The sequence below is a fragment of the Xanthomonas sp. NCPPB 1325 genome (genome assembly GCF_041477645.2).
Classification (GTDB): domain Bacteria; phylum Pseudomonadota; class Gammaproteobacteria; order Xanthomonadales; family Xanthomonadaceae; genus Xanthomonas; species Xanthomonas cannabis.
On the sequence record NZ_CM192985.1, the window covers coordinates 2,916,077 to 2,936,476 of the forward strand.

Consider the following 20,400-nt stretch of genomic DNA (forward strand, 5'->3'; position numbering starts at 1 on the left):
GGCCTAGGCTTCTTCCTCGTTGCCTCGTGGAATCAAATATCCGACGCGTCGATGAACGAGATGCCGCTGGATTCCGCATCGTCGGGAATGCCGGCAGCGAGGACTGCGGCCTTGAAGACGTGGTCGCAGAACGCCTTGGGATTAAACGGCGTGCGAAAGACGTGAGCCCCTGCGAGCGCTTCTCGGCGGAATATCAAGCTCGCGCCACCCGCCATAGCGTAGAACTTCCCGCGCACATAGTCGCCATCGATTTTGATCCGCAACCTCGATGCGCCCTCATCGAGAGCGTCCAGCTCCCGCACCACGTCGCAGAGGTAGTGGCGCGGGCCTGGCGTTCCGTCGGCTAGACGGTAGTCCACGTCTGCGAAAGCAAACGCCTTCGGATCCACGGCCACCATGACGTCATGGAGGCGTTCGGAAACCAGCCAGTAGCCACTGAATCCCGCCTCCAAGTCACGTGGCTCGGGGCCTGCGTTTGGCTCATAGGTCAGCAGTGGCCTTTCGCGAAGGGGCGGAAACCCACCATCTTCCGGCCGTAGGATCAGTCGTGGCGGCGAAAGAAGCTCGCGCTCGTTGGTGAACTGAACCCCGCAGACGGGGCGGTTGCTCTCCATGTCAGACACAAACATGAAAAAAAAGCCTGGCGCTGGCTTGTTCGGGATGGTTGATTCCATGTGCTGGATCTCGTCCATTTTGGGTTGGCCTCTGCGTGCTGGGAAAGCTTACCTCCCAGCCACCGATGAAAGAGTAAGAAACTTCTGGAATGCCTAGTTAAGTTAGATAGTTGGTTGCCTAGAATGAGGCATATATTTTGGCATGGCGCAAGCTCCTTCCTTGTCGCCTGGCGGCATCAAATATCCGATGCGTCGACAAAAGAAATGCCGCTAGCTTCGGCGCTGTCAGGAATGCCGGATGCGAGGACCGCGGCCTTGAAGACTTGGTCGCAGAAGGCCGTGGGGTTGAAGGGCGTGCGGAACACATGAGCCCCCTTCAGCGCTTCGCTGCGGAAAGCCAGGCTCGCGCCGCCAGCCAACGAATAGAATTTCCCACGCACATAGTCGTCATCAATCTTGATCTTCAACCGCGATCCAGCCTCATCGAGCGCATCTCGCTCGCGCACTACGTCGCAAAGGTAGTGGCGGGCACCTGGAGTTCCATCGGCCATGCGGTAATTCACCTCCGCAAAGGCAAACGCCTCGGGATCCACCGACGCCATCACGTCATGGAGGCGCGCGGATATCAGCAAATAGCCACTGAACCCTGCCTCCAGGTCTCGTGGCTCGGGGCCTGCGCTGGGGTCAAAATTGGGGGGACGTCGCCCAGAGCTCGGTGGTCGGATTGCGATGCCAGTTCTGGTTGTCCAATCCCACTTGGTCGCTTGCTTGGGCCGGGAGATTGAACGGGTCCTGGGGTGGCGATGCTTTGCCCAGCGCCAGCTCCACTGCCTTGGCGTTGGCCAGCGCGCCCAGTTCCTGCGATTTTTCGTAGCTGCCCACCACGGGCTGCTCGCCGCTCGTGCGCCGGCCATCCGGAGCGAGGTCGATGGCCGCTTCGCGCTGCCAATTGCGACCGTTGAACTGCCACTCCACGCCCGCTTTGTCGGTCTGGTGGTAGATGGCGCGGTTGTCCAGCAGATCGGCACCTTTGTCGAACGCTTTGCTCATCAGCAGCGCGTCACCGACCACCAACGCCGCGGGCACGAAGCCGCTTCCGCTCAGCACTGCTGCCGTGGACGCACCTCCAGCCCAGCCGCCGACGTTACGGGCCAAGGCATGAGTGACCTCGGACTGCGCGGCCGTGGCATTGCCCTGTTCCAGCAACTCGGCCGAGCGGCGGGCAGTCAACACCGCATCTGCGCCGGTGGCCAGCAATCCGCCCGAGCGCACCAAGGTGCTGGCCGACGCCGTGCCGAGCAGCACTTCCATGGAAGCGGCGCCGCTTTGACCGCGAGGAACTCGCAAAGGCCTGGCGGCTTCCTCGCCCAAGGTGTTCTCAACCAGGGCCACGCCCCTCGGCGATATGGTCAAGCGTCCGCCGTGGTAAGCGTTTGAGATGGCTTGAGACAGACCATGTCGCTGAAGCTCGGCCGCGCCACCACGGGTCAGAGGGTTGGGGACACTCTGGATATGCTGGAGCGTGCTCGCCACACGGGCTTCGGTATGCGTCACCGCCGCCCAGCCGTTATCCACCGCCGCATAGCCCTTCAGACTATGAAGTTGCACGGCATGGGCTTGCCCATAAGCGACTTCGTTGCGAAAGAAGTTCTGGACGCCTGGACGAATGTCGTCAGGCCTCAACCCCAATGGAGCGTTGGTGTGCAGGTCGCCTCGAATGAGGCCCACACGGACGGTATCGCGCAGCGTTTCCACACGCCCGGCGATGCGCTCCAGAGCATCCGCATCGCCCGCTAGCGCTCCCACTCCGTCTGGGGTCTGCTCCAAGCGCCATAACCTCTGCCGTAGCCCGACTTGGTAGTCAGCGATAGGCCCCCCGCTATGCGGGGTGATGCCCAGGGTCTGCGCAAACGCGGGGTTCGATGGCAGGAACAGTCGGTTCTCCGGCGCGTGAATATCGAAATGCCCCGCGTTCGACAACGCTTTGAGCAAGGGGCTTCGATCCAGCGTCTGTTGCTCGATGGCGTGGTGGTCTTGGAAAACAGGCCTGCTGCGAGGCATGGGTCGGGTTCCTTCCTAAACCGTCGGGCTTGCGCGACTAGATATCCGAAGCGTCGATCAGCCAAAGGCCGTCGGCGTCAGTATCGGTCGCCATTCCGGCCGCCGTCACGGTGTCCTTGAACACCCGATCGCAGAAGACTGCACCGGTGTAAGGGGTCTTGAACACGTGAGCGTCGCCCAAACGCTGGCGGTCAAAGGTAACGCTGGCCCCGCCCGTCAGATCGTAGAACTTGCCGTTAACGAACGGCTCTGTGGTGTCAACAAAGAGTTGTGAGGCCACTTCATCCAACGCGTCGATTTGTTGGACCACGTCGCAAAGGAAATGTCGCGGACCAGCACTACCGTCGGCAAGGCGGTAGTCCACTTCTGCGAATGCACACGCGTGGAGGTCGACCGTTGCCATGACTTGCTGGAGCCGCTCAGACACCAGCCAGTAGCCGCTGAACCCAGGTTCTAGGTCCAAAGGTGGCGGGCCTTTGCTGGGGTTGTAGACCAAGCGCGGGGTCTCGCGAAGGGGTGGGAAGCCGCCGCCTTCGGGGAGCAGAATCAACCGCGGTGGCGAAAGCAGCCGGTCTAAATTTTCGAAGACCACGCCGTTGGTCGGCCCGTTTATCTTGCCCGCCTCAAGGATGAAAAACTCCCCAGGCTTGGGCTGACCGGCGTTTGTCGATTCCATACGAAACATTCCATCCGCCTCTCGGCTGGCTGAAAAGCTTACCTTCAACCACTCCTGTCAGCCAATCTGGGCTTTAGCTGAAAGCTCCGGCTGATGTTCGCAGATGCTAAGGGCTAACTCGAAGTGAGGCGTGGGGATGGAGCCATTGGACAGACCATTCCCTGCGCGCGCACGTTTGAAATTCTTCGGATCAGACGCGAACGTTCGTTATGTGACAACAGTCCCGATCTAAGGAAGGTCTGATCAACTCACCACAGATGCGCGACACTACCGCCTCATGTAGAGGATTCATCCATGCAACTGACGTTCGGTGACGCTGAGGGCCTGGGCAAGCGCAAGCAGACCCGGCGCGAGATCTTTCTGGCCGAGATGGAGCAGGTGGTTCCGTGGCAGCAACTGCTCGGGCTGATCGCGCCGCACTATCCGGTGTCGGGGCGGCCAGGGCGGCAGCCGTACGCCCTGGCGACGATGTTGCGGATTCATCTGCTGCAGCAGTGGTATGCGTTGAGCGATCCGGCGATGGAAGAAGCGCTGCACGAGATTCCGACCTTACGGCGATTTGCCCAGCTCGGCGGGTTGGACGACATTCCCGACGAGACCACGATTCTCAACTTTCGGCGCCTGCTGGAGACCCATGGCCTTGCCGGGCGGATGCTGGAAGCGGTCAACGCGCATCTGGCGCGCAAAGGCCAAAGCCTGCGGTCAGGCACGATCGTCGATGCGACGCTGATCGCTGCACCCAGTTCGACCAAGAACGCCTGTCGACTCCCCTTAATTCAGTGCCAGCCAAAACTAGAGGTCTGTGGCTGATGTTGATCACGGAACTCGGCGGTGTTAGCCCGCCCAGGCTGTCGTGCGGGATCTGCTGGTTGTAGTCGGCCAGCCAGTGTTCGGTCTGTTCGCGAACCTCACTCAGCGTGCGGAAGATGTGCATGTCCAGCACGCCGCGCCGGTAGCTGCCGTTGAAGCGTTCGATGAAACCGTTTTGCATCGGCCGTCCCGGCTCGATGAAGTCCAAGGCGATTCCCTTGCGCTCGGCCCACTCGGCCAAGGCCAATGCGACAAATTCTGGTCCGTTGTCCAAACGAAGCTTGTTCGGATAGCCGCGCCAGGCCGCGATGCGTTCCAAGGTGCGGATGACGCGCGCGGCCGGAAGATTCAAGTCCACTTCGATCGCCAAGGCTTCCCGGCTGAAGTCGTCGATGACATTGAACGTACGGAAGCGTCGACCATCCCACAGCGCATCGGACATGAAGTCGATCGACCATCCGGCATTGGGGTGTGCTCCGCATGCCAACGGCCGTGGATGGCGCGTCGGGACCCGGCGCTTGCTGCGACGACGTTGATTGAGCTTCATCAGGCAGTACACGCGCCACACCCTTTTGTGATTCCACACATATCCGCGACGGCGGATGATCTGAAAAAGCTTTCCAAAACCACGCTCGGGAAAGCGCTCGGCCAATTCGGAAAGCAGCGCAATGACCTCCTCGTCGCGATCGGGGCGGCGCCGATAGCGCGCTGTCGAGCGAGCCACGCCAACAACCGCACAGGCCCGGCGCTCGCTCCAGCCATGCTGCTCGACGAGCCAGGCAAGAAGCGGGCGTTTGTGCGCCGGGTCTACAGCTTTTTTGCGATGACATCCTTCAATGCATGGTTTTCCATCGCGAGCTCGGCGTACATGCGTTTGAGCTTGCTGTGCTCGGTCTCCAGGTCGCGAAGGCGCTGCACATCAGCGGCCTCCATGCCACCGTACTTGGACTTCCAGACGTAGTACGTCGCATCGGAAATACCCAGCTCACGGCACACATCCTTGACTTGGCGGCCGCCCTCAACCTGCTTCAGCGTGGCGACAATCTGGCTCTCGGTGAACTTGCTCTTGCGCATCGTTGGTCTCCTTGGTGGCTAGTGTGCCCGGAGACCTCTAACTATGGATGGACCAATTTTACGGGGAGTCGACAGCACGATGGAGAGCGGCCTCGACCATGCAGACGCTTGGAGTGTTATCCAGTAAGGACGCAGGCGTATGAAATACGCCCCCAAAAACAATGGCGTAACAGCACGTCCGCCAACGCAGTTGCTCGATCAGGTGTTCGAACGCCTGCGGGTACTGCACTACAGCCTGCGCACCGAGGACGCCTATCTGAGCTGGATTAGGCGCTTCATCCTGGCCATCGGCAAGCTCCATCCGGCGCAGATGGGTCAGGCGGAGGTCGAGGCGTTCCTCACCCGCTTGGCGATCCAGGCACAGGTATCGGCGGGCACACAGAACCAGGCGTTGGCGGCGCGGTTGTTTCTCTCCCACGTATCGATCGGCATCACGTGTCCGACGCAATCACTAGTGTTCAAGATCTTGAGTCGTGGGGTCACAGTGCATAACCGTGCAGTCACGACGCCCAACGCCACAAACAAAAAAACCGCGCAATGCGCGGTTTTTTCGTCAGACCTTTTGCCAGCCGATCAAGGACGACGCGCCAGCGCCTCCACGTCCTTGGCCTTGGGCAGCAGGTCCTGCTTGGTCACCGCGAACGGGCCGATGCTCAGCATCGGTACGGCCACGATCACCGAGGAGATCACCACGATCACTGCGCCGATCATATGTGTCTCGGCCAGGCCTTCCATCGACTCGCCGCCGTAGATGTACAACGCCATCGCCGACAGGAAGAACATCACCGCGGTGATCACCGTGCGCGACAGCGTCTGGTTGATCGAGCGGTTGAGCACTTCCAGCGGCTCCACGCGCAGGGCGCGGAAGTTCTCGCGCACGCGGTCGAACACCACGATGATGTCGTTGATGGCAAAGCCCATCACCGACAGCAGGCCGGCCAGCACGGTCAGGTCGAACTCGCGGCCGGTCAGCGACACGTAGGCCACCGTCAGCAGCAGGTCGAACAATGCGGTCAGGCTGGCCACCACCGCAAACTTCCACTCGAAGCGGAACGCGATGTAGATCAAGAAGCCCACCAGCATGAACACCGTGGCGTACACGCCGTTCAAGGCCAGGTCCTTGCCGACCTGCGGGCCGACGAATTCGCCCGGCTGCACGGTGGCCGGGTTCTGCTCGGTGCTCACCGCCTTGCGCACTTCTTCGGCGACCGTGCGCGCCGCATCGTCGCGGTTGTTGTGCTGCTCGCGGGCCTGCAGGCGGATCATCACCTCGTTGCCGCCGCGCGCGTTCTGCACCTGCGCATTCTCGAAGCCGGCCCTGGACAGCTGCTCGCGCACCTGGTCCACGTCCACCGTCTTCTGGAAGCTGGTCTGCACCAGCGTACCGCCGGTGAATTCCAGGGCATAGTTGAAACCCTTGCCGATGACGATGCCGACCGAGGCGATCGCCAGCACCAGCATCAGGGTCAGCACCGGCTTGCGCAGGCGCATGAAGTCGATCTTGGTGTCGTTGGGAATGAGATGGAGCGGGAACAATTTCATGGAAAAGAGCTTCCGTTTAAGACGTCTGCATCGTCAGGACGCAGACGCTTGCGAAGGGATTCATCCCCCGGCCCTGCGCAGCGGGCTGCACGGGCCGGGGCCAGGCTCGCATCTCAGATGGCGACGGATTTCAGCTTCTTACGGCTGCCATAGATCAGCACCGCCAGCGCACGCGACACGGTGATCGCGGTGAACATCGAGGCGAAGATACCGATCATCATGGTCAGCGCAAAACCCTTCAACGGGCCGGTACCGAACGCGTACAGGGCCACCGCCACGATCAACCCGGTGAGGTTGGCGTCGAGGATGGTGCCGCCGGCCTTTTCGTAACCTGCCGCAATCGCCGACTTGGGCGGCACGCCCAGGCGCAGTTCCTCGCGGATACGCTCGTTGATCAGCACGTTGGCGTCCACCGACAGGCCGACCGACAAGGCCAGACCGGCAAAGCCCGGCAGCGTCATGGTGGCGCCGAACAGCGACATCACCGCCACCACGATCAGCAGGTTGAACAGCAGCGCCACCGAGGTGATCGCGCCGAACACGCGGTAGTAGACGGTGAAGAACACCAGCGTGAACAGGAACGAGTAGATCACCGCGGTGACGCCGCGTTCCACGTTCTCCGCACCCAGGCTGGGGCCGATCACGTATTCCTCGACGAAGTCCATCGGCGCGGCCAGCGAGCCGGATTTCAGCAGCTTGGCCAGGTTTTCCGCTTCGGTCTTTTCCAGCCCGGTGGTCTGGAAGTTCTTGCCGAACACACCCGCAATGCGGGTTGGCGACAGGGCTTCTTCCTTGACCCGCACGCTGCGCACTTCCTTGCCGTCGACCATGGTCACGGTGGGAATGCGCTCGATGTAGACCACCGACATCAGCTTGCCGACGTTGGCGCTGGTGTAGTCGAACATGCGCTGGCCGGCCACGTTGTTGAGCGTCACCGCCACTGCGGGCATGCCGTTCTGGTCGGTGCTGACCGAGGCGCTGACCATCTGGTCGCCGGTCACCAGCGCGCGCTTGTTGAGCAGCACCGGCGCGCCGGTATCGCGTACGCGGTAGACCTTGGCTTCCGGCGGAATGGTGCCGCTGCGCACGGCGTCTTCGGCATTGCCTTCGACCACCGCGCGGAATTCCAGCGATGCGGTGGCACCGATCAGGCGCTTGGCCTCGGCGGTGTCCTGCAGGCCGGGCAGTTCGACCACGATGCGGTCATCGCCCTGGCGCTGGATGGTGGGCTCGGACACGCCCAGCGCATTGACGCGATTGCGCAAGGTGGTGAGGTTCTGCTCGATCGCGCCACTGGCGATCTGCTTGAGCTCGGCTTCCGGCACCTTCACCGAAATGGTCTGCCCGCTGACGTCGTAGGTCAGCAGCGGCTGCGCCTTGGCCAATGCGACGCGTGCGGCATCGGCACTGGCGCCCTCGCCCAGGCTGACCTGGATGCTGTTGTCGCCGCGGCGCTCGACCGAGCGATAGGCGATGCGGCCGTCGCGCAAGGTGGTGCGGATGTCTTCGGCAAAGCCGTCGATGCGCTTTTCCACCGCCGCCTTCTGATCCACCTGCATGGCGAAGTGCACGCCGCCAACCAGGTCCAGGCCCAGCACCATCGGGCGGCCGCCCAGCTTGGCCAGCCACTCCGGCACGGTGGACGCCAGGTTCAGCGCCACCGTGTAGTTCTCACCCAGTTGCTGGCGCAGCACGTCGTTGGCACGGGTCTGCGCCTGCAGGTTGGGCAGGCGCACCATCAGGCTCTCGCCTTCCTTGGTCACCGCCTTGGGGGTGATGCCGGCAGTCTTGAGTTCGGCATCGATGCGGCTGCGCAACGCGTCGTCGAGCTGCGCGCCACGACTGGCGGTGATCTGCACCGACGGGTCTTTCTGGTAGATGTTGGGCAGCGCATACAGCGCGCTGACCGCCAGCACCAGCAGGATCAGGAAATACTTCCAGCGAGGAAATTCGAGCATTGCGACAGTCCCGCGCTGCACCATCCCGGCGCCGCGCCTAGCAGTGAGAACGACTTCAAGCGGCCGATACAGCGTCGCGAGCGGTCATCCGGTGGATGCGAGCAGTGCGCGAAGCCGGCACGCCCGTGAGGCGCAGAACAGCTTCGTGCACCGACTGCGCCCGCCTGATGGTGCGCGCAGCTGTGGTGTTGCAGGTAGTGCGGTGCAGCGAGGTGGTGCGCGGCGGTTGCAGACATCGGCAGCGCGGCGAGCCGCAAGTGTACGAGCGGTCCCTGCCGTTTTCGAGCAGCGGCCAGCCGCGCCGGCCGTTGCCCTCGGTGCCGACGGCGCGACTCAGCTGGCCGACTTCAGCGTGCCCTTGGGCAGCACATGGCCCACGGCGCTCTTCTGCACGCGAATGCGTACGTTGTCGGCCACCTCGATGCTGATGAAGTTGTCGCCGATGTCGGTGATCACGCCGGCAACGCCACCGGAGGTGATGACCTCGTCGCCACGTGCCAGCTTGTCCAGCAGCGACTTGTGCTCCTTCTGACGCTTCATCTGCGGGCGGATCATCAGGAAGTACATGACCGCGATCAGGATGATCGGCAGCGCGAAGGTGGACAGGCCACCCATCGGGCCGGCTGCCGGCGCGCCACCGGTGGCTTGCGCCTGGGCGACGGGGATCAGGAAATCGAGCAAATTCATTCAGTGCATCCTAGTTTGGTGCCAGCGCGCCCACGGGCCCACTCGCTATTCAGGTACCGCCAGGGCGGAACAGCCGGGAATTATGCCATGCAGGCTCCAACGCGTCCGCGCCAGGGCGCGGGCGGCAGGGTTCAGCTGGGTTCCCCCGGCAACGGCGGCGTGGTGGCGCCGCGTGCCGCATAGAAGGACCGCCGGAACTGCACAAAGGTTCCCGAGGCGATCGCCGCGCGCATGTCGGCCATCAGCTTTTCGTAGTACCAGAGGTTGTGTAGCGTGCCCAGCATCGGCGCCAGCATCTCGTTGCAGCGGTCCAGATGGCGCAGGTAGGCGCGCGTATAGCCGCTGCTGCAGGCATGGCAGCCGCAGCCCGGCTCGATGGTGTCCAGGTCGCGCTCGTACTTGGCGTTACGGATGCGCACGGTACCGAACGAGGTGAAATAGTGGCCGTTGCGCGCATTGCGGGTGGGCATGACGCAGTCGAACATGTCCACGCCGCGGGCCACGCCCTCGACCAGGTCCTCGGGCCGGCCCACGCCCATCAGGTAGCGCGGGCGGTCGGCCGGCAGCCGCGGATGCAGGTGTTCGAGCATGGCGTTGCGTTCGTGCTCGGGCTCGCCCACTGCCAGCCCGCCGATTGCGTAACCATCGAAGCCGATGGCGTGCAGGCCGTCCAGCGAGCGGCTGCGCAGGTCCGGGTGCACCCCGCCCTGCACGATGCCGAACAGCGCCGCATCGTTGCCCAGCCCGTCGTGCGCCTCGCGCGAGCGCTGCGCCCAGCGCAGGCTCAGCTCCATCGAGCGCCGCGCCACCTCCTCGGTGGCCGGGTACGGCGTGCACTCGTCGAAGATCATCACGATGTCCGAATCGAGCACCTTCTGAATCTTCATGCTCTCCTCGGGGCCCAGGAACACCCGCGCACCGTCGGTGGGCGAGGAAAAGGTCACGCCCTGCTCGGTGATCTTGCGGCGATGCGCCAGCGAGAACACCTGGAAACCGCCGGAATCGGTGAGGATCGGCCCGTCCCAGCGCGCAAACCCGTGCAGCCCGCCGTGGTCGCCGATCACATCCAGGCCCGGGCGCAGATACAGGTGGAAGGTATTGCCCAGGATGATCTCCGCCCCCAGCGCGCGGATCTGCTCGGGCAGGATGCCCTTGACCGACCCATAGGTGCCCACCGGCATGAACGCCGGCGTTTCCACCGTGCCGCGCGGAAAGGTCAGGCGGCCACGCCGGGCATGGCCGTCGGTGGTCTGGAGCTGGAACTGGAGTCGGGACATTGAGGGGCCGGGAATGGGGAGTCGAGAATCGGGAATGGGAAGAGCGGTTGGCAGGTGGCTGATCGTTTGGCGGGTAGCGCCTTACGATTCCCCATTCCCGACTCCCGATTCCTGGCCCCACAGCAACATCGCATCGCCATACGAAAAGAAGCGATAGCGCTGGGCGATGGCGTGCTGGTAGGCGGCGAAGATGCGCTCGCGGCCGGCGAAGGCCGAGACCATCATCAGCAAGGTGCTTTCGGGCAGGTGGAAATTGGTGACCATCGCGTCGACGCTGCGGATGCGGTAGCCGGGCAGGATGAAGATCTGGGTTTCGCCGGCGAATGGCAGCAGTTCGCCGTCCGGGGCCGCATCTGTCTTGCGCCAGGCGCTTTCCAGCGAACGCACGACGGTGGTGCCCACCGCGATGACGCGGCCGCCGCGCTCACGCGTGCGGCGCACCTGCTCCACCAGCGCGGCACCGACGTTGAGCCACTCTTTATGCATCACGTGCTGCTCGAGCGCATCCACGCGCACCGGCTGGAAGGTGCCGGCGCCCACGTGCAAGGTGACGTGGCCGAACTCCACCCCGCGCGCGCGCAGGCGTGCCAGCAGCGCCTCGTCGAAATGCAGGCCGGCGGTGGGTGCGGCGACCGCACCGACTTCGCGCGCGAACACGGTCTGGTAGCGCTCGCGGTCTTCGATGCCCGGCTCGCGGCGGATGTAGGGCGGCAGCGGCAGGCGGCCGGCCTCCAGCAGCCAGTGTTCCAGCGGGGTCGGGATCTCGAAGCGCAGCAGATAGAACTCGCCATCGCGCCCGAGCACCTCGGCCTGGCCGCCGGCATCCAGTGCGATCAGGCTGCCGGCCTTGGGCGACTTGCTGGCGCCGATCTGCACCCGCGCCTCGCGCTCGCCCAGCAGGCGCTCGATGAGGATCTCCACGCGCCCGCCGCTGGCCTTCTGCCCGAACAGCCGCGCCGGAATGACGCGGGTGTCGTTGAAGATCAACAGGTCGCCCGGCTGCAGAAGCTCCGGCAGATCGCGTACCTGGCGGTCGGCCAGTGCTTGCGGCGACGGCGGCACCACCAGCAGCCGGCTGGCCGCGCGCTCGGCAAGCGGCGCCTGGGCGATCAGTTCGTCGGGCAGGTCGTAATGGAAATCGGACTTCTTCAAGGCCGCAGGATTGGTTGGCTGAGGAGCCGGGCATTGTAACTGCGGCCGGGAGTGGGGAATCGGGAATGGGGAATCGAAAGAGCAGTGAGCCGGGAGCGGCACTGGTGACGGTGAAGCGCTGTTGCTGTTGCGATTCCCTATTCCCGATTCCCGATTCGCCCTCACCGCTCGAACTTGGTGGACAAAATGATCGAACTGGTCGTGCGCTCCACCCCGTCGATGGCGCCGATGGCGTCGGTGAGCACGTCCATCTCGTTGACCCCGCCCACCACCCCCAGGGCGATCAGGTCGTAGGCGCCGCTGACCGAATGCAGCAGGCGCACCTCAGGGATGTCGCGCAGCGCCTTGACCACGGCCGGCATCTTCTTGGGCAGCACGGTGATCAGGATGTGCGCGCGGATGCGGCCCTGCTCGTAGTCGTCATGGGTGCGCACGGTGTAGCCGCTGATCACGCCGTCGCGTTCGAGCTTTTCGATGCGGCTCTGCACCGTGGTGCGCGAGAGCCCGAGCCGGCGCGCGATCTGCGCGGTGGAGGCGCGCGCGTCCTCGCGTAGCAGCGATAACAGGCGTTCGTCGGACGGGGTGATCTTCACTATGCGCATTCGTTTCGGCGAATCGCCGAAAATACCGCACTTCCTGCCCAGATTCACGCTGCCAAACGCCGATCTTCTGCCGATAATAGAAGAACAACGCCACCTTGCAGGAGATGCGCCATGTCCGTCCTCGCCCCGCTCGCCCCGCTGCGTGCCCATGCCGGCCGCCGCCAGACCGATGGCCTGGACGATGCCGCCATCGTGCGCCTGGCCGCCAACCACTCTGACCTGCAACACGCCATCACTGCGGCAGCCGCCGAATACGCGCTGGTGCGCGATGAGGCCGCCGACCTGCTCGACCTGGACGAAGACGCCCAGATCGCCGCGGTGCAGGACGGCTTCATCAACTTCTACGCCGACGATGCGGTGACGCCTTACGTGGCGCTGGCCGCCCGCGGGCCGTGGGTGGTCACGCTCAAGGGTGCGGTGCTGTACGACGCCGGCGGCTACGGCATGCTGGGCTTCGGCCACACGCCGGCGCCGGTGCTGGAAGCCATGGCGCGCCCGCAGGTGATGGCCAATGTGATGACGCCCAGCCTGGCGCAGCGCCGGCTCGACCGCGCCCTGCGCGCCGAGATCGGCCATACCCGTGGCGGCTGCCCGTTCGCACGCTTCATGTGCCTCAACTCCGGCTCCGAAGCGGTGGGCCTGGCCGCACGCATCGTGGATACCAACGCCAAGCTGCACACCGACCCGGGCGCGCGGCATGCCGGCGCCAGCATCAAGCGCCTGGTGGTCAAGGGCAGCTTCCACGGCCGCACCGATCGCCCCGGCCTGTATTCCGACTCCAGCCGCAAGACCTACAGCAAATATCTGGCCAGCTATCGCGACGAGGACTCGGTGATTGCGATTGCGCCCTACGATGTGGCCGCGTTGCAACGTGCCTTCGACGAGGCCGCGCGCAATCACTGGTTCATCGAAGCGGTCTTCCTGGAGCCGGTGATGGGCGAAGGCGACCCAGGGCGTGCGCTACCGGCCGAGTTCTATGCCGCCGCGCGTGCGCTCACCCGCGCGCACGGCAGCCTGCTGCTGGTGGATTCCATCCAGGCCGGCCTGCGCGCGCATGGCGTGCTGTCGGTGGTGGACTACCCGGGCTTCGAGCAGCTGGACCCGCCGGATCTGGAAACCTATTCCAAGGCGCTCAACGCCGCGCAATATCCGCTGTCGGTGCTGGCAGTGACCGAGCACGCCGCGCAGGTGTACCGCAAGGGCACCTACGGCAACACCATGACCACCAACCCGCGTGCGCTGGACGTGGCCTGCGCCACGCTGGCCTTGTTCACCCCGCAGGTGCGCGACAACATCCGCACCCGCGGCGCGCAGGCGATTGCCAAGCTGCAGGCGCTGCAATCGGAGCTGGGCGGCCTGATCACCAAGGTCCAGGGCACCGGCTTGCTGTTCTCGTGTGAGCTGGCGCCGCAGTTCAAGTGTTACGGCGCCGGCTCCACCGAAGAGTGGTTGCGCCACCGCGGCGTCAACGTGATCCACGGCGGCGAGAATTCGCTGCGCTTCACCCCGCATTTTGCGATGGACGAAGAAGAACTGGACCTGCTGGTCGGCCTGATCGCGCGGGCATTGAAGGAAGGCCCGCGCCAGACCCAGGCCGAGGCCGCCTGATCCGGGCGGACGCGCATCGGCTGCAGCGCAGTCGATGCGTGCCTGCTGGTAACGCGCCTGCCCCGCCCGGTGGGTGTGACGCGGGGTGAAGCGCTTGCTTTGGGTGACCAGCTGATTGCGATCGTGCTGGCCACGGCAATCAGGGCCTTACAGCCCGGTCGGCCGTCACGCATCGCAGCGTGATGGCAAGCTGCGCTGCGAAGTACATGACGTCCGCGTCCTTTCGCGCGACTGAATGCCACAGCGCCAGACCCAAGGCGTTGCCCGTCGGCCGCCGCTCAGATCGGCACTGCACTCAACTTGCGCCGCAGATAATTGGTCACCGCACGCCGTGGCGATTTTCCCCGCCACGATGCCCAGCACAGGTGAGAGCCCACCGCGGCCTTGCCACCACGATGACCCAGGCCGAACCAGGTGCGGTCCGGGTGGAACGCATCGCGCGGCGGAAACACGATGCCCGCAAACTGTGCAGCGTGCGCGTTGTAGAAACGCGTCAACCCGCGCGGCCCGGAAATCATCGGAATCTGCCGGTGGTCCTCCAGCGTTTCCGGCGCATGCACGTGGAAGATATGCTCGATGAACGCGCGCCAGAACGGATGGCCCGCTTCGGAGCCGAACACGGCATTGCCGATCTTGAAGTCGTCGTGGCCCGGAGCGCCTTCTTCGATCGGCAACACGCACTGCTGCGACAGCACGTCCGCAGCCAGCGGACGCAACAGTTTGTAATCGGTATCGAAGTAAAACCCGCCGTGCGCATGCATATAGGCACAGCGCGCAATATCGGCCTTCATCACGCCGAAGCGGATGCGCTCGTAACGCTCGGCAAACTCCGGGAATGCACGCCGCATCAGTTCCGAATTATCGGCATCGTCCCAGAGGTAGCACGTCCATCCAGGCAGCAGGCGCTGCAAACGGTCGCAAATCCTGCGCTCCTCCCATAGCAGATGCTTGGTCGGTGCGGTCAGGTGAAAGAGCGGGGGAATCATGGGCACGGCTCGGTGGGGCTGGGGGAACCGGACCCTGCGCCGTGGCACCGCATTGCAGGGCGCCACGGACACGAGTTCGGCGCACCCACCGTAGCCGCATTATCAATGTGACGTAATTCGCATTTTTCGATAGGACACCAGCGCGTTATTCGAAGAATCTATGCGCGCGCGAAGTTTCCTCACAATGCCCTCATTCACCACGACGATTCGCCCGAATAATCGTCGCGTTGTCATCTTTACGTCACTCCCAGCACCGATCCGCCCGCCCTTTCAAGGTCGCCTCGCGCGGGCACGTGCGTGGGGCGATACGTCCTTGCACATGCTCGATCAACCGCTTTGCACCCTGTGCATCGCGTTGCAATTCGAATGCGTCGTACAAGCGGCCTGTGGCGGTGCGCGATTCGTACACCAGGCGCTGCCTGTCCAGTCGAAGCACCTGATACAACTGGGTGTCTTCACCCACCGGCCGCATGGTCTTGCGCGCCATGTCCGAGAGGCGGTACTGCTTGGGCCCGGCCACCGACACCACGAATACCGGCGTCGCCTGCCCCGGCTGGTCGCCGCGCCGGCCGTAGGTGTGGTCATGGCCTTGCAGCACCAGATCCACCTTGTGCCGGCGAATCACCGGCAAAACCTGCTCCACCAGTTTTTCGTTCTCGCGATCGGCACGCGGCGAGAAGAACGGCTGGTGGATGAGCACGATCGACCACGGATGCGGGTTGTCGGCCAATACCTTGTCCAGCCACTGCGCCTGCGCCGGGCCGGTGCCCAGATCCAGCACCGAGGTGCCATCGAGCACGGCAATGCGCACGCCCTGGTAATCGAACCAGTAGCTGGTGCGCGCGGTGGCCGAGGGCCCGTTATGCGGCAATGCAAAGGTCACCGGCCAATGGTTGCCCAGGGTGCGGGTCGCCTGCGGAGACTCGTCGCCTTCCTCGTGATACTCGTGGTTGCCCGGCGCCGGCGCCACCGCGGTGCCTTCGAGCAGCCAGCGCCCGGCTTCGAACCATTCCGCCCACTCGTTGTCGTCCTGGCCGTCCTTGCCGCTGACCAGGTCGCCGGCGAACAACGCAAGCCGCGCGTCCGGCGCCGAGCGCCATGCCTGGCGGATCACCCGCGAGACCAGGCTGAGGTTCTTGTTCTGGGTATCGCCGAAATACAGCAGCGTCAGCGGGGCGTCCGGCGTGGCAGCGGTACGGAACTGATTCCAGGCGCCCCAGGTGTCGTGGCCCTGCACGCGATAGGCATACAGTGTGTCCGGCGTGAGCCCGGCGATCTCGGCCCGGTGATGGTGCGAGCTGCCATTTTCGCTGGCCAGCGTCGCCGTGGTGGCACGGATGCGCCGCGGCGTGCCCAGGTCGGGCGAATCGCCGGCAACCACCAGTTCCAGCCAGGGCTGGCTGACGCTGGCATCGGTGCGCCAGGCCACCGCAAACCCGGTGCCCGCATCCTGCGCCGGCGTGGCGACGATGCGGTCGGGAAAGCCGTCGGCCACATAGTGGGTGGAGCCGGCCGGCACCTGCGTGTTCGGCTCGGCAGCGTGCTCGGCCGCACATACCTGGCCAGCGGCCAGCGCAAGCACCGACACCACCACGGACAGCACCCTGCGTGGGGCGTTCATGGCGCGCAGTCCTTCAGCCGCAAGGTGCGCGCGATGTCGCGCCAATCGAAGGCCGCCACCGCCTGGTCGTCGTGCAGCGCGTAGAACACGCCACCGGGAAAGCGCGTGTCGCCACGTTGGTCCAGCCACACACCGTCGGTGTTGGCAGTCACCCGGCCGGCGAAGGCGCCCACGTGCGCCAGCGTCTTGCGGTCGAACACCTGGAACACGCTGCGGTCCTTGAACTGATCGGTGGCGATCCAGTAACCGCTGCCGTCGGCGCATTGCAGCAAGGTCAGGCCTTCGGCCTGCGCCTTGAATAGCCCGGTGCCGACATTGCGCCCGCGATAGCGCCCGTCCATGCCGTACTCGCGCAATTGGGTGCCGACGGCCACGTCCTCTTCGGCAATCATCAGCCGCGCATTGGCCTGGTCGCCGAAGACCGACTCGGCAATACGGATGGCACCGGCCTCGGTGGTATCGCCAAAGCTCTGCGTCAGCCGCGCCTGCCAGCCCTGCCCTGCCGCGTTCAACTGATAGCGCCGGAAACGCTGGCCCAGCTCGGCCAGCGGCGGCGGCTGGTCCTTGTTGGCCGGCGACATGTAGTTGTCGCTGACCACCACCTCGTAGCCGCCGTCGTGCTTGCGCACCCACAGCCCGTAGGGCTCGCGCAGCGCATCCTGGCCGAACGCGGTCAGCGGCCTGAAGTCCGGCAGCGAAAACACCTGCACGCGGCGGTTGTCGCGCTCCACCACGAATACCAGGTCATCCACCACCGAAATGCCGTTGGGGCGATCCAGCTTGCCCAGTGCCTTGCCCTTGCCGCCCACCACCCGTAGCCGCTTGCCGCTGTCGCCGTCGAACACCACCAAGGCATGCGTGGCCTTGGCCGTGGCGATCACCCAGCGGCTGCCATCGGGGGCGCGCCAGCTGGCCGGCGAATCCAGGTTATCGGTGGGCGTGAGCGCGGTGATGAAGGCTTCGGGCACCACGTCGTGCGCCACCTTCGCTTCGCTGAGCGTGGGATCCTGCAGCAATGCTTCGTCGGCTTCGCGGTCGACGGCGTGGGTTGCACAGCCGGCCAGCGCCATCGCCCCTGCCAGCACGGTGGCCGGCAACAACACGGCGGCCCGCATCACAGTGCCACCTTCAGGCCGAGCGCATAGGTCCGGCCGTATTCTTCGTTTTGCAGGGTGCGCGAGCGCACGCCCTGGTACAGCTCCAGCGGTTCGTCCAGCAGGTTCTGTGCTTCCAGGTACAGGCTGACGTGGCTGTTGAACTGATAACTCATGCTGACATCCAGCTGGGTATGCGGGGCAACATAGATATCGTACGCACGACTCTGTCCGATGGTGTCCAGGTACTCGCTGCGATACACCGCTGCCACGCGTGCACTGAAGCCGTACTTTTCGTAACCCAGATGACCGCTGTAGATGCGCTTGGACGAGCGCGGCAGCATGAAGTCCTCGCCGGCGCGATCACTCAGCCCCGGGTCGAAATCGCTGTCCAGCGCGGTGGCGCTGGCGCCGAGCAGCAGGCCGTTCCAGCCCTCGGGCAGGAAGTCCAGGCTCTGCTGCCAATTGAATTCGGCACCGCGCACCTTGGCGGTGTCGCCATTGATCGCGCGCGTCGCCTGCAGGCCGGGGAATTGCGCATCGGTGGTGCTGATGGTCTGCACGATGTAGTCGTCGATCGACTTGTCGAACACGCCCAGCGACACCAGGCCGGTGCTGCCGATGTACTTCTCGAACGACAGGTCCAGGTTGGTGGAGCGGTACGGGTTGAGATCGGGGTTGCCGATGTTCACCTCGTTGTCGCCGCGATTGATGCTCACCCGTGGCGATACATCGCCGAACGAGGGCCGTGACAGGGTCTTGTTGGCCGCAAAGCGCAGCACCCAGTCGTTGCCGCTGTCGTAGCGCAGGTGCAGGCCCGGCAGCACGTTGGTGTAGCTGCTGGACGCTTCGCGCGGGGTCACCGTGGCGGTGCGGCCGTCTTCGGCCACGTCCACCTGGTTGCCGGTGGCGTTGAACTGGGTGTTTTCCACGCGCACGCCGGCAATCATGCGCAACGCGCCGATGTCCCAGGTTCCCATCGCATAGGTGGCGAACACGTCTTCGGTGGCAGTGTAGTCGTCCTGCAACGACGCCTGCTGGTTGGCGCCGACATCCTGCGGGCGGGCGCTGTAGAGATTGCCCGACGCGCGCCAGTAGCGGCGCATGCCGTCCGAGCCGATGCTCTGGCCCAGGGTGCCGCCGCGATGCTCCGGTGGCTCCGTGGTCCAGCTGCTCGGATCGATGGCCGGGCCGCGACGCAGCTCGCGTTCGTCCACGTTGACATCGCGCTCGCGCCAGCGGCCAAGCACGCCCATCTTCAGGCTGGAATGTTCACCGTCGAAGCGCACGTTGAGTTGCGCGCTGTGCTCGCTATCGTCCACCGTCTTGGGTGCGAGCACGAAACGGTCGAACACGAACTCCTGGTTGCTCTGCCAGCCGTTATCCGAAAACCCCAGGCGCGGGATGCCGCTGCGCTGGTCCACCGTGGCCGAGAGGTCGTCGCCGTCGTAATCGAAGTACGCCTCCGTCTCGTCGTTCACCCGCTCGGTGGTCTTGGTGTAGCCGGCCTTGTAATCGATGGTGGCGCTGCTCAGGCGGTTCTCGCCACCGACGCTGATGGCGGTGTTGTCTTCCTTCTTGGTGCGGTAACGCACGCGCTTGGAAATGCTGTCGGCCGGCAGATCGGCCACGTTGTAGGTGCCATCGCCATTGGCGCTCACCTGGCCGTCGGCAAGGCCGAAGATGGTGCGCTGGCGCGTTTCGGCATCGTCGAAACGGCTGTACAGCGAGCGCAGGTAGTAGCGGTTGTCCGCATCCGGGCGCCAGTCCAGATTGAGGTTGGCGCCCATGCGGGTCCGCTCGATGAAGTATTTGCGGCGCTGCACCTGGCCAGCGAACAGATCGTCGGCAGCGCCACCTTCGAAGCTGTCGTAGGCCACTTCGGTATTGTCCGATTCGAACTCGCGGTCCTGGTAGTTCACCCCCACCGCCACGCCGAAGGTGCCGCCGACAATATCGCTGTAGTTGAACGCGCCCTTGGGGCTGGTCTTGCCGGACAGCGACTGATGGCTGCCCTCGATCGAGCCGCGCAGCGTGCGCCCATCGCGGTCGAAAGCGGAGGTGGATTCGACCTGGATGGCGCCACCGATCGAATCGCCCGGCATGTCCGGGGTCGGCGACTTCACCACCTTCAGGCGCTCGGTGGAATCGGAGGGGATCACGTCCAGCGGCGTGGAACGCGTGCCGTCTTCGGGCGTGCCCATGTTCATGCCGTCGATGGTCACGCTGTTGAGCGCCGAATCCAGGCCGCGGATGACCACAAAACGCCCTTCGCCCTGGTCGCGGGTGACGCTGACACCGGGCAGGCGCTGCAAGGATTCTGCAACATTCTTGTCGGGGTAACGCCCCAGCGCATCGGAGGCGACGGCGTCCTGGATGGCATCGGAGGCGCGCTTGAGGTCGACCGCGCGCTCCTGCGCTTCCTGTTGCGGGCGCACTTCCAGGCGTTCCAGATCGATGGCGGCTGCACCGCTGGCGGCGCCGCCGGCGGCAACAGGCTCTGCCGCATGTGCCTGCGGGCCCCAGCCGGCGCTCGCCAGCGTCAGCGTGATCGCCAGACAGAGCGGAGTCTTGTTCGACACGAGTGCTTCCCCAATCGGTTAAGAATGGGTGTGCACACTATGTCCGCGACGTTTCA

Annotated in this window: 16 protein-coding genes and 3 pseudogenes; 4 read left to right on the forward strand and 15 right to left on the reverse strand. The window is 64.6% G+C overall.

Annotated features, from left to right (window positions below; all coding sequences use genetic code 11):
• Positions 1 to 32: 32 nt before the first annotated feature.
• The 3 genes from ACCQ10_RS12430 to ACCQ10_RS12440 all read right to left on the reverse strand — a co-directional run bounded on the left by ACCQ10_RS12430 (position 33) and on the right by ACCQ10_RS12440 (position 1,925).
• Entirely contained in the window at positions 33 to 692 is a 660-nt protein-coding gene (locus tag ACCQ10_RS12430) for a DUF1629 domain-containing protein (protein ID WP_007964593.1), read from the reverse strand.
• A gap of 158 nt (positions 693 to 850) precedes the next feature.
• Complete coding sequence (locus tag ACCQ10_RS12435; RefSeq protein ID WP_372363115.1) at positions 851 to 1,345, reverse strand: imm11 family protein; 495 nt, start codon at positions 1,343 to 1,345, stop codon at positions 851 to 853.
• A complete protein-coding gene (locus ACCQ10_RS12440; protein ID WP_372360825.1) occupies positions 1,299 to 1,925 on the reverse strand; it encodes a hypothetical protein in 627 nt (208 codons plus the stop codon). Before ACCQ10_RS12440 ends, ACCQ10_RS12435 begins: the two co-directional genes overlap by 47 nt.
• 144 nt (positions 1,926 to 2,069) lie before the next feature.
• Here ACCQ10_RS12440 and ACCQ10_RS12445 point away from each other — a divergent pair, with 144 nt between their 5' ends.
• Positions 2,070 to 2,411 carry a hypothetical protein gene (locus ACCQ10_RS12445; protein ID WP_372360826.1) on the forward strand — a complete coding sequence of 114 codons (342 nt, stop codon included), beginning with the start codon at positions 2,070 to 2,072 and terminating at the stop codon, positions 2,409 to 2,411.
• 301 nt (positions 2,412 to 2,712) lie between these two features.
• On the opposite strand, the gene ACCQ10_RS12450 is transcribed toward ACCQ10_RS12445, so the two are convergent.
• A complete protein-coding gene (locus ACCQ10_RS12450) occupies positions 2,713 to 3,351 on the reverse strand; it encodes a DUF1629 domain-containing protein (protein WP_372363116.1) in 639 nt (212 codons plus the stop codon).
• A 294-nt stretch (positions 3,352 to 3,645) separates the two neighbouring features.
• On the opposite strand from ACCQ10_RS12450, the pseudogene ACCQ10_RS12455 reads away from it, so the two are divergent.
• Positions 3,646 to 4,110: pseudogene (locus ACCQ10_RS12455) on the forward strand (IS5 family transposase); the annotation flags it as partial.
• Between the two features lie 17 nt (positions 4,111 to 4,127).
• On the opposite strand, the pseudogene ACCQ10_RS12460 reads toward ACCQ10_RS12455, so the two are convergent.
• A pseudogene (locus ACCQ10_RS12460) lies at positions 4,128 to 5,235 on the reverse strand (IS3 family transposase).
• Positions 5,236 to 5,374: 139 nt separating this feature from the next.
• Between ACCQ10_RS12460 and ACCQ10_RS12465 the strand changes: the two are divergent.
• A pseudogene (locus ACCQ10_RS12465) lies at positions 5,375 to 5,677 on the forward strand (phage integrase N-terminal SAM-like domain-containing protein); the annotation flags it as partial.
• A 131-nt stretch (positions 5,678 to 5,808) separates the two neighbouring features.
• Here the strand turns inward: ACCQ10_RS12465 and secF are convergent.
• The 6 genes from secF to ACCQ10_RS12495 all read right to left on the reverse strand — a co-directional run bounded on the left by secF (position 5,809) and on the right by ACCQ10_RS12495 (position 12,444).
• Positions 5,809 to 6,777 carry a protein translocase subunit SecF gene (gene secF / locus ACCQ10_RS12470; protein ID WP_184440179.1) on the reverse strand — a complete coding sequence of 323 codons (969 nt, stop codon included), beginning with the start codon at positions 6,775 to 6,777 and terminating at the stop codon, positions 5,809 to 5,811.
• Positions 6,778 to 6,890: 113 nt separating this feature from the next.
• A complete protein-coding gene (secD, locus tag ACCQ10_RS12475; RefSeq protein WP_184440177.1) occupies positions 6,891 to 8,735 on the reverse strand; it encodes a protein translocase subunit SecD in 1,845 nt (614 codons plus the stop codon).
• Between the two features lie 333 nt (positions 8,736 to 9,068).
• Positions 9,069 to 9,422, reverse strand: coding sequence for a preprotein translocase subunit YajC (gene yajC / locus ACCQ10_RS12480; protein ID WP_039412960.1), 354 nt, complete (start codon positions 9,420 to 9,422; stop codon positions 9,069 to 9,071).
• 131 nt (positions 9,423 to 9,553) lie between these two features.
• Positions 9,554 to 10,699: a tRNA guanosine(34) transglycosylase Tgt gene (gene tgt, locus ACCQ10_RS12485; RefSeq protein ID WP_372360828.1), complete on the reverse strand. Its 1,146-nt coding sequence runs from the start codon at positions 10,697 to 10,699 to the stop codon at positions 9,554 to 9,556.
• An 81-nt stretch (positions 10,700 to 10,780) separates the two neighbouring features.
• A complete protein-coding gene (queA, locus tag ACCQ10_RS12490) occupies positions 10,781 to 11,851 on the reverse strand; it encodes a tRNA preQ1(34) S-adenosylmethionine ribosyltransferase-isomerase QueA (protein WP_372360829.1) in 1,071 nt (356 codons plus the stop codon).
• 161 nt (positions 11,852 to 12,012) lie between these two features.
• Positions 12,013 to 12,444 carry an Lrp/AsnC family transcriptional regulator gene (locus ACCQ10_RS12495; RefSeq protein WP_039412949.1) on the reverse strand — a complete coding sequence of 144 codons (432 nt, stop codon included), beginning with the start codon at positions 12,442 to 12,444 and terminating at the stop codon, positions 12,013 to 12,015.
• A gap of 120 nt (positions 12,445 to 12,564) precedes the next feature.
• Here ACCQ10_RS12495 and ACCQ10_RS12500 point away from each other — a divergent pair, with 120 nt between their 5' ends.
• Positions 12,565 to 14,061, forward strand: a complete 1,497-nt coding sequence (locus tag ACCQ10_RS12500) for an aminotransferase class III-fold pyridoxal phosphate-dependent enzyme (protein ID WP_372360830.1) — start codon at positions 12,565 to 12,567, stop codon at positions 14,059 to 14,061.
• 278 nt (positions 14,062 to 14,339) lie between these two features.
• On the opposite strand, the gene ACCQ10_RS12505 is transcribed toward ACCQ10_RS12500, so the two are convergent.
• The 4 genes from ACCQ10_RS12505 to ACCQ10_RS12520 all read right to left on the reverse strand — a co-directional run bounded on the left by ACCQ10_RS12505 (position 14,340) and on the right by ACCQ10_RS12520 (position 20,344).
• Complete coding sequence (locus ACCQ10_RS12505; protein ID WP_372360831.1) at positions 14,340 to 15,047, reverse strand: glycosyltransferase family 32 protein; 708 nt, start codon at positions 15,045 to 15,047, stop codon at positions 14,340 to 14,342.
• Positions 15,048 to 15,288: 241 nt separating this feature from the next.
• A complete protein-coding gene (locus tag ACCQ10_RS12510) occupies positions 15,289 to 16,668 on the reverse strand; it encodes a purple acid phosphatase family protein (RefSeq protein WP_372360832.1) in 1,380 nt (459 codons plus the stop codon).
• Positions 16,665 to 17,783, reverse strand: a complete 1,119-nt coding sequence (locus ACCQ10_RS12515) for a phytase (protein WP_372360833.1) — start codon at positions 17,781 to 17,783, stop codon at positions 16,665 to 16,667. Before ACCQ10_RS12515 ends, ACCQ10_RS12510 begins: the two co-directional genes overlap by 4 nt.
• Entirely contained in the window at positions 17,783 to 20,344 is a 2,562-nt protein-coding gene (locus tag ACCQ10_RS12520) for a TonB-dependent receptor (protein ID WP_372360834.1), read from the reverse strand. Before ACCQ10_RS12520 ends, ACCQ10_RS12515 begins: the two co-directional genes overlap by 1 nt.
• Positions 20,345 to 20,400 lie beyond the last annotated feature (56 nt).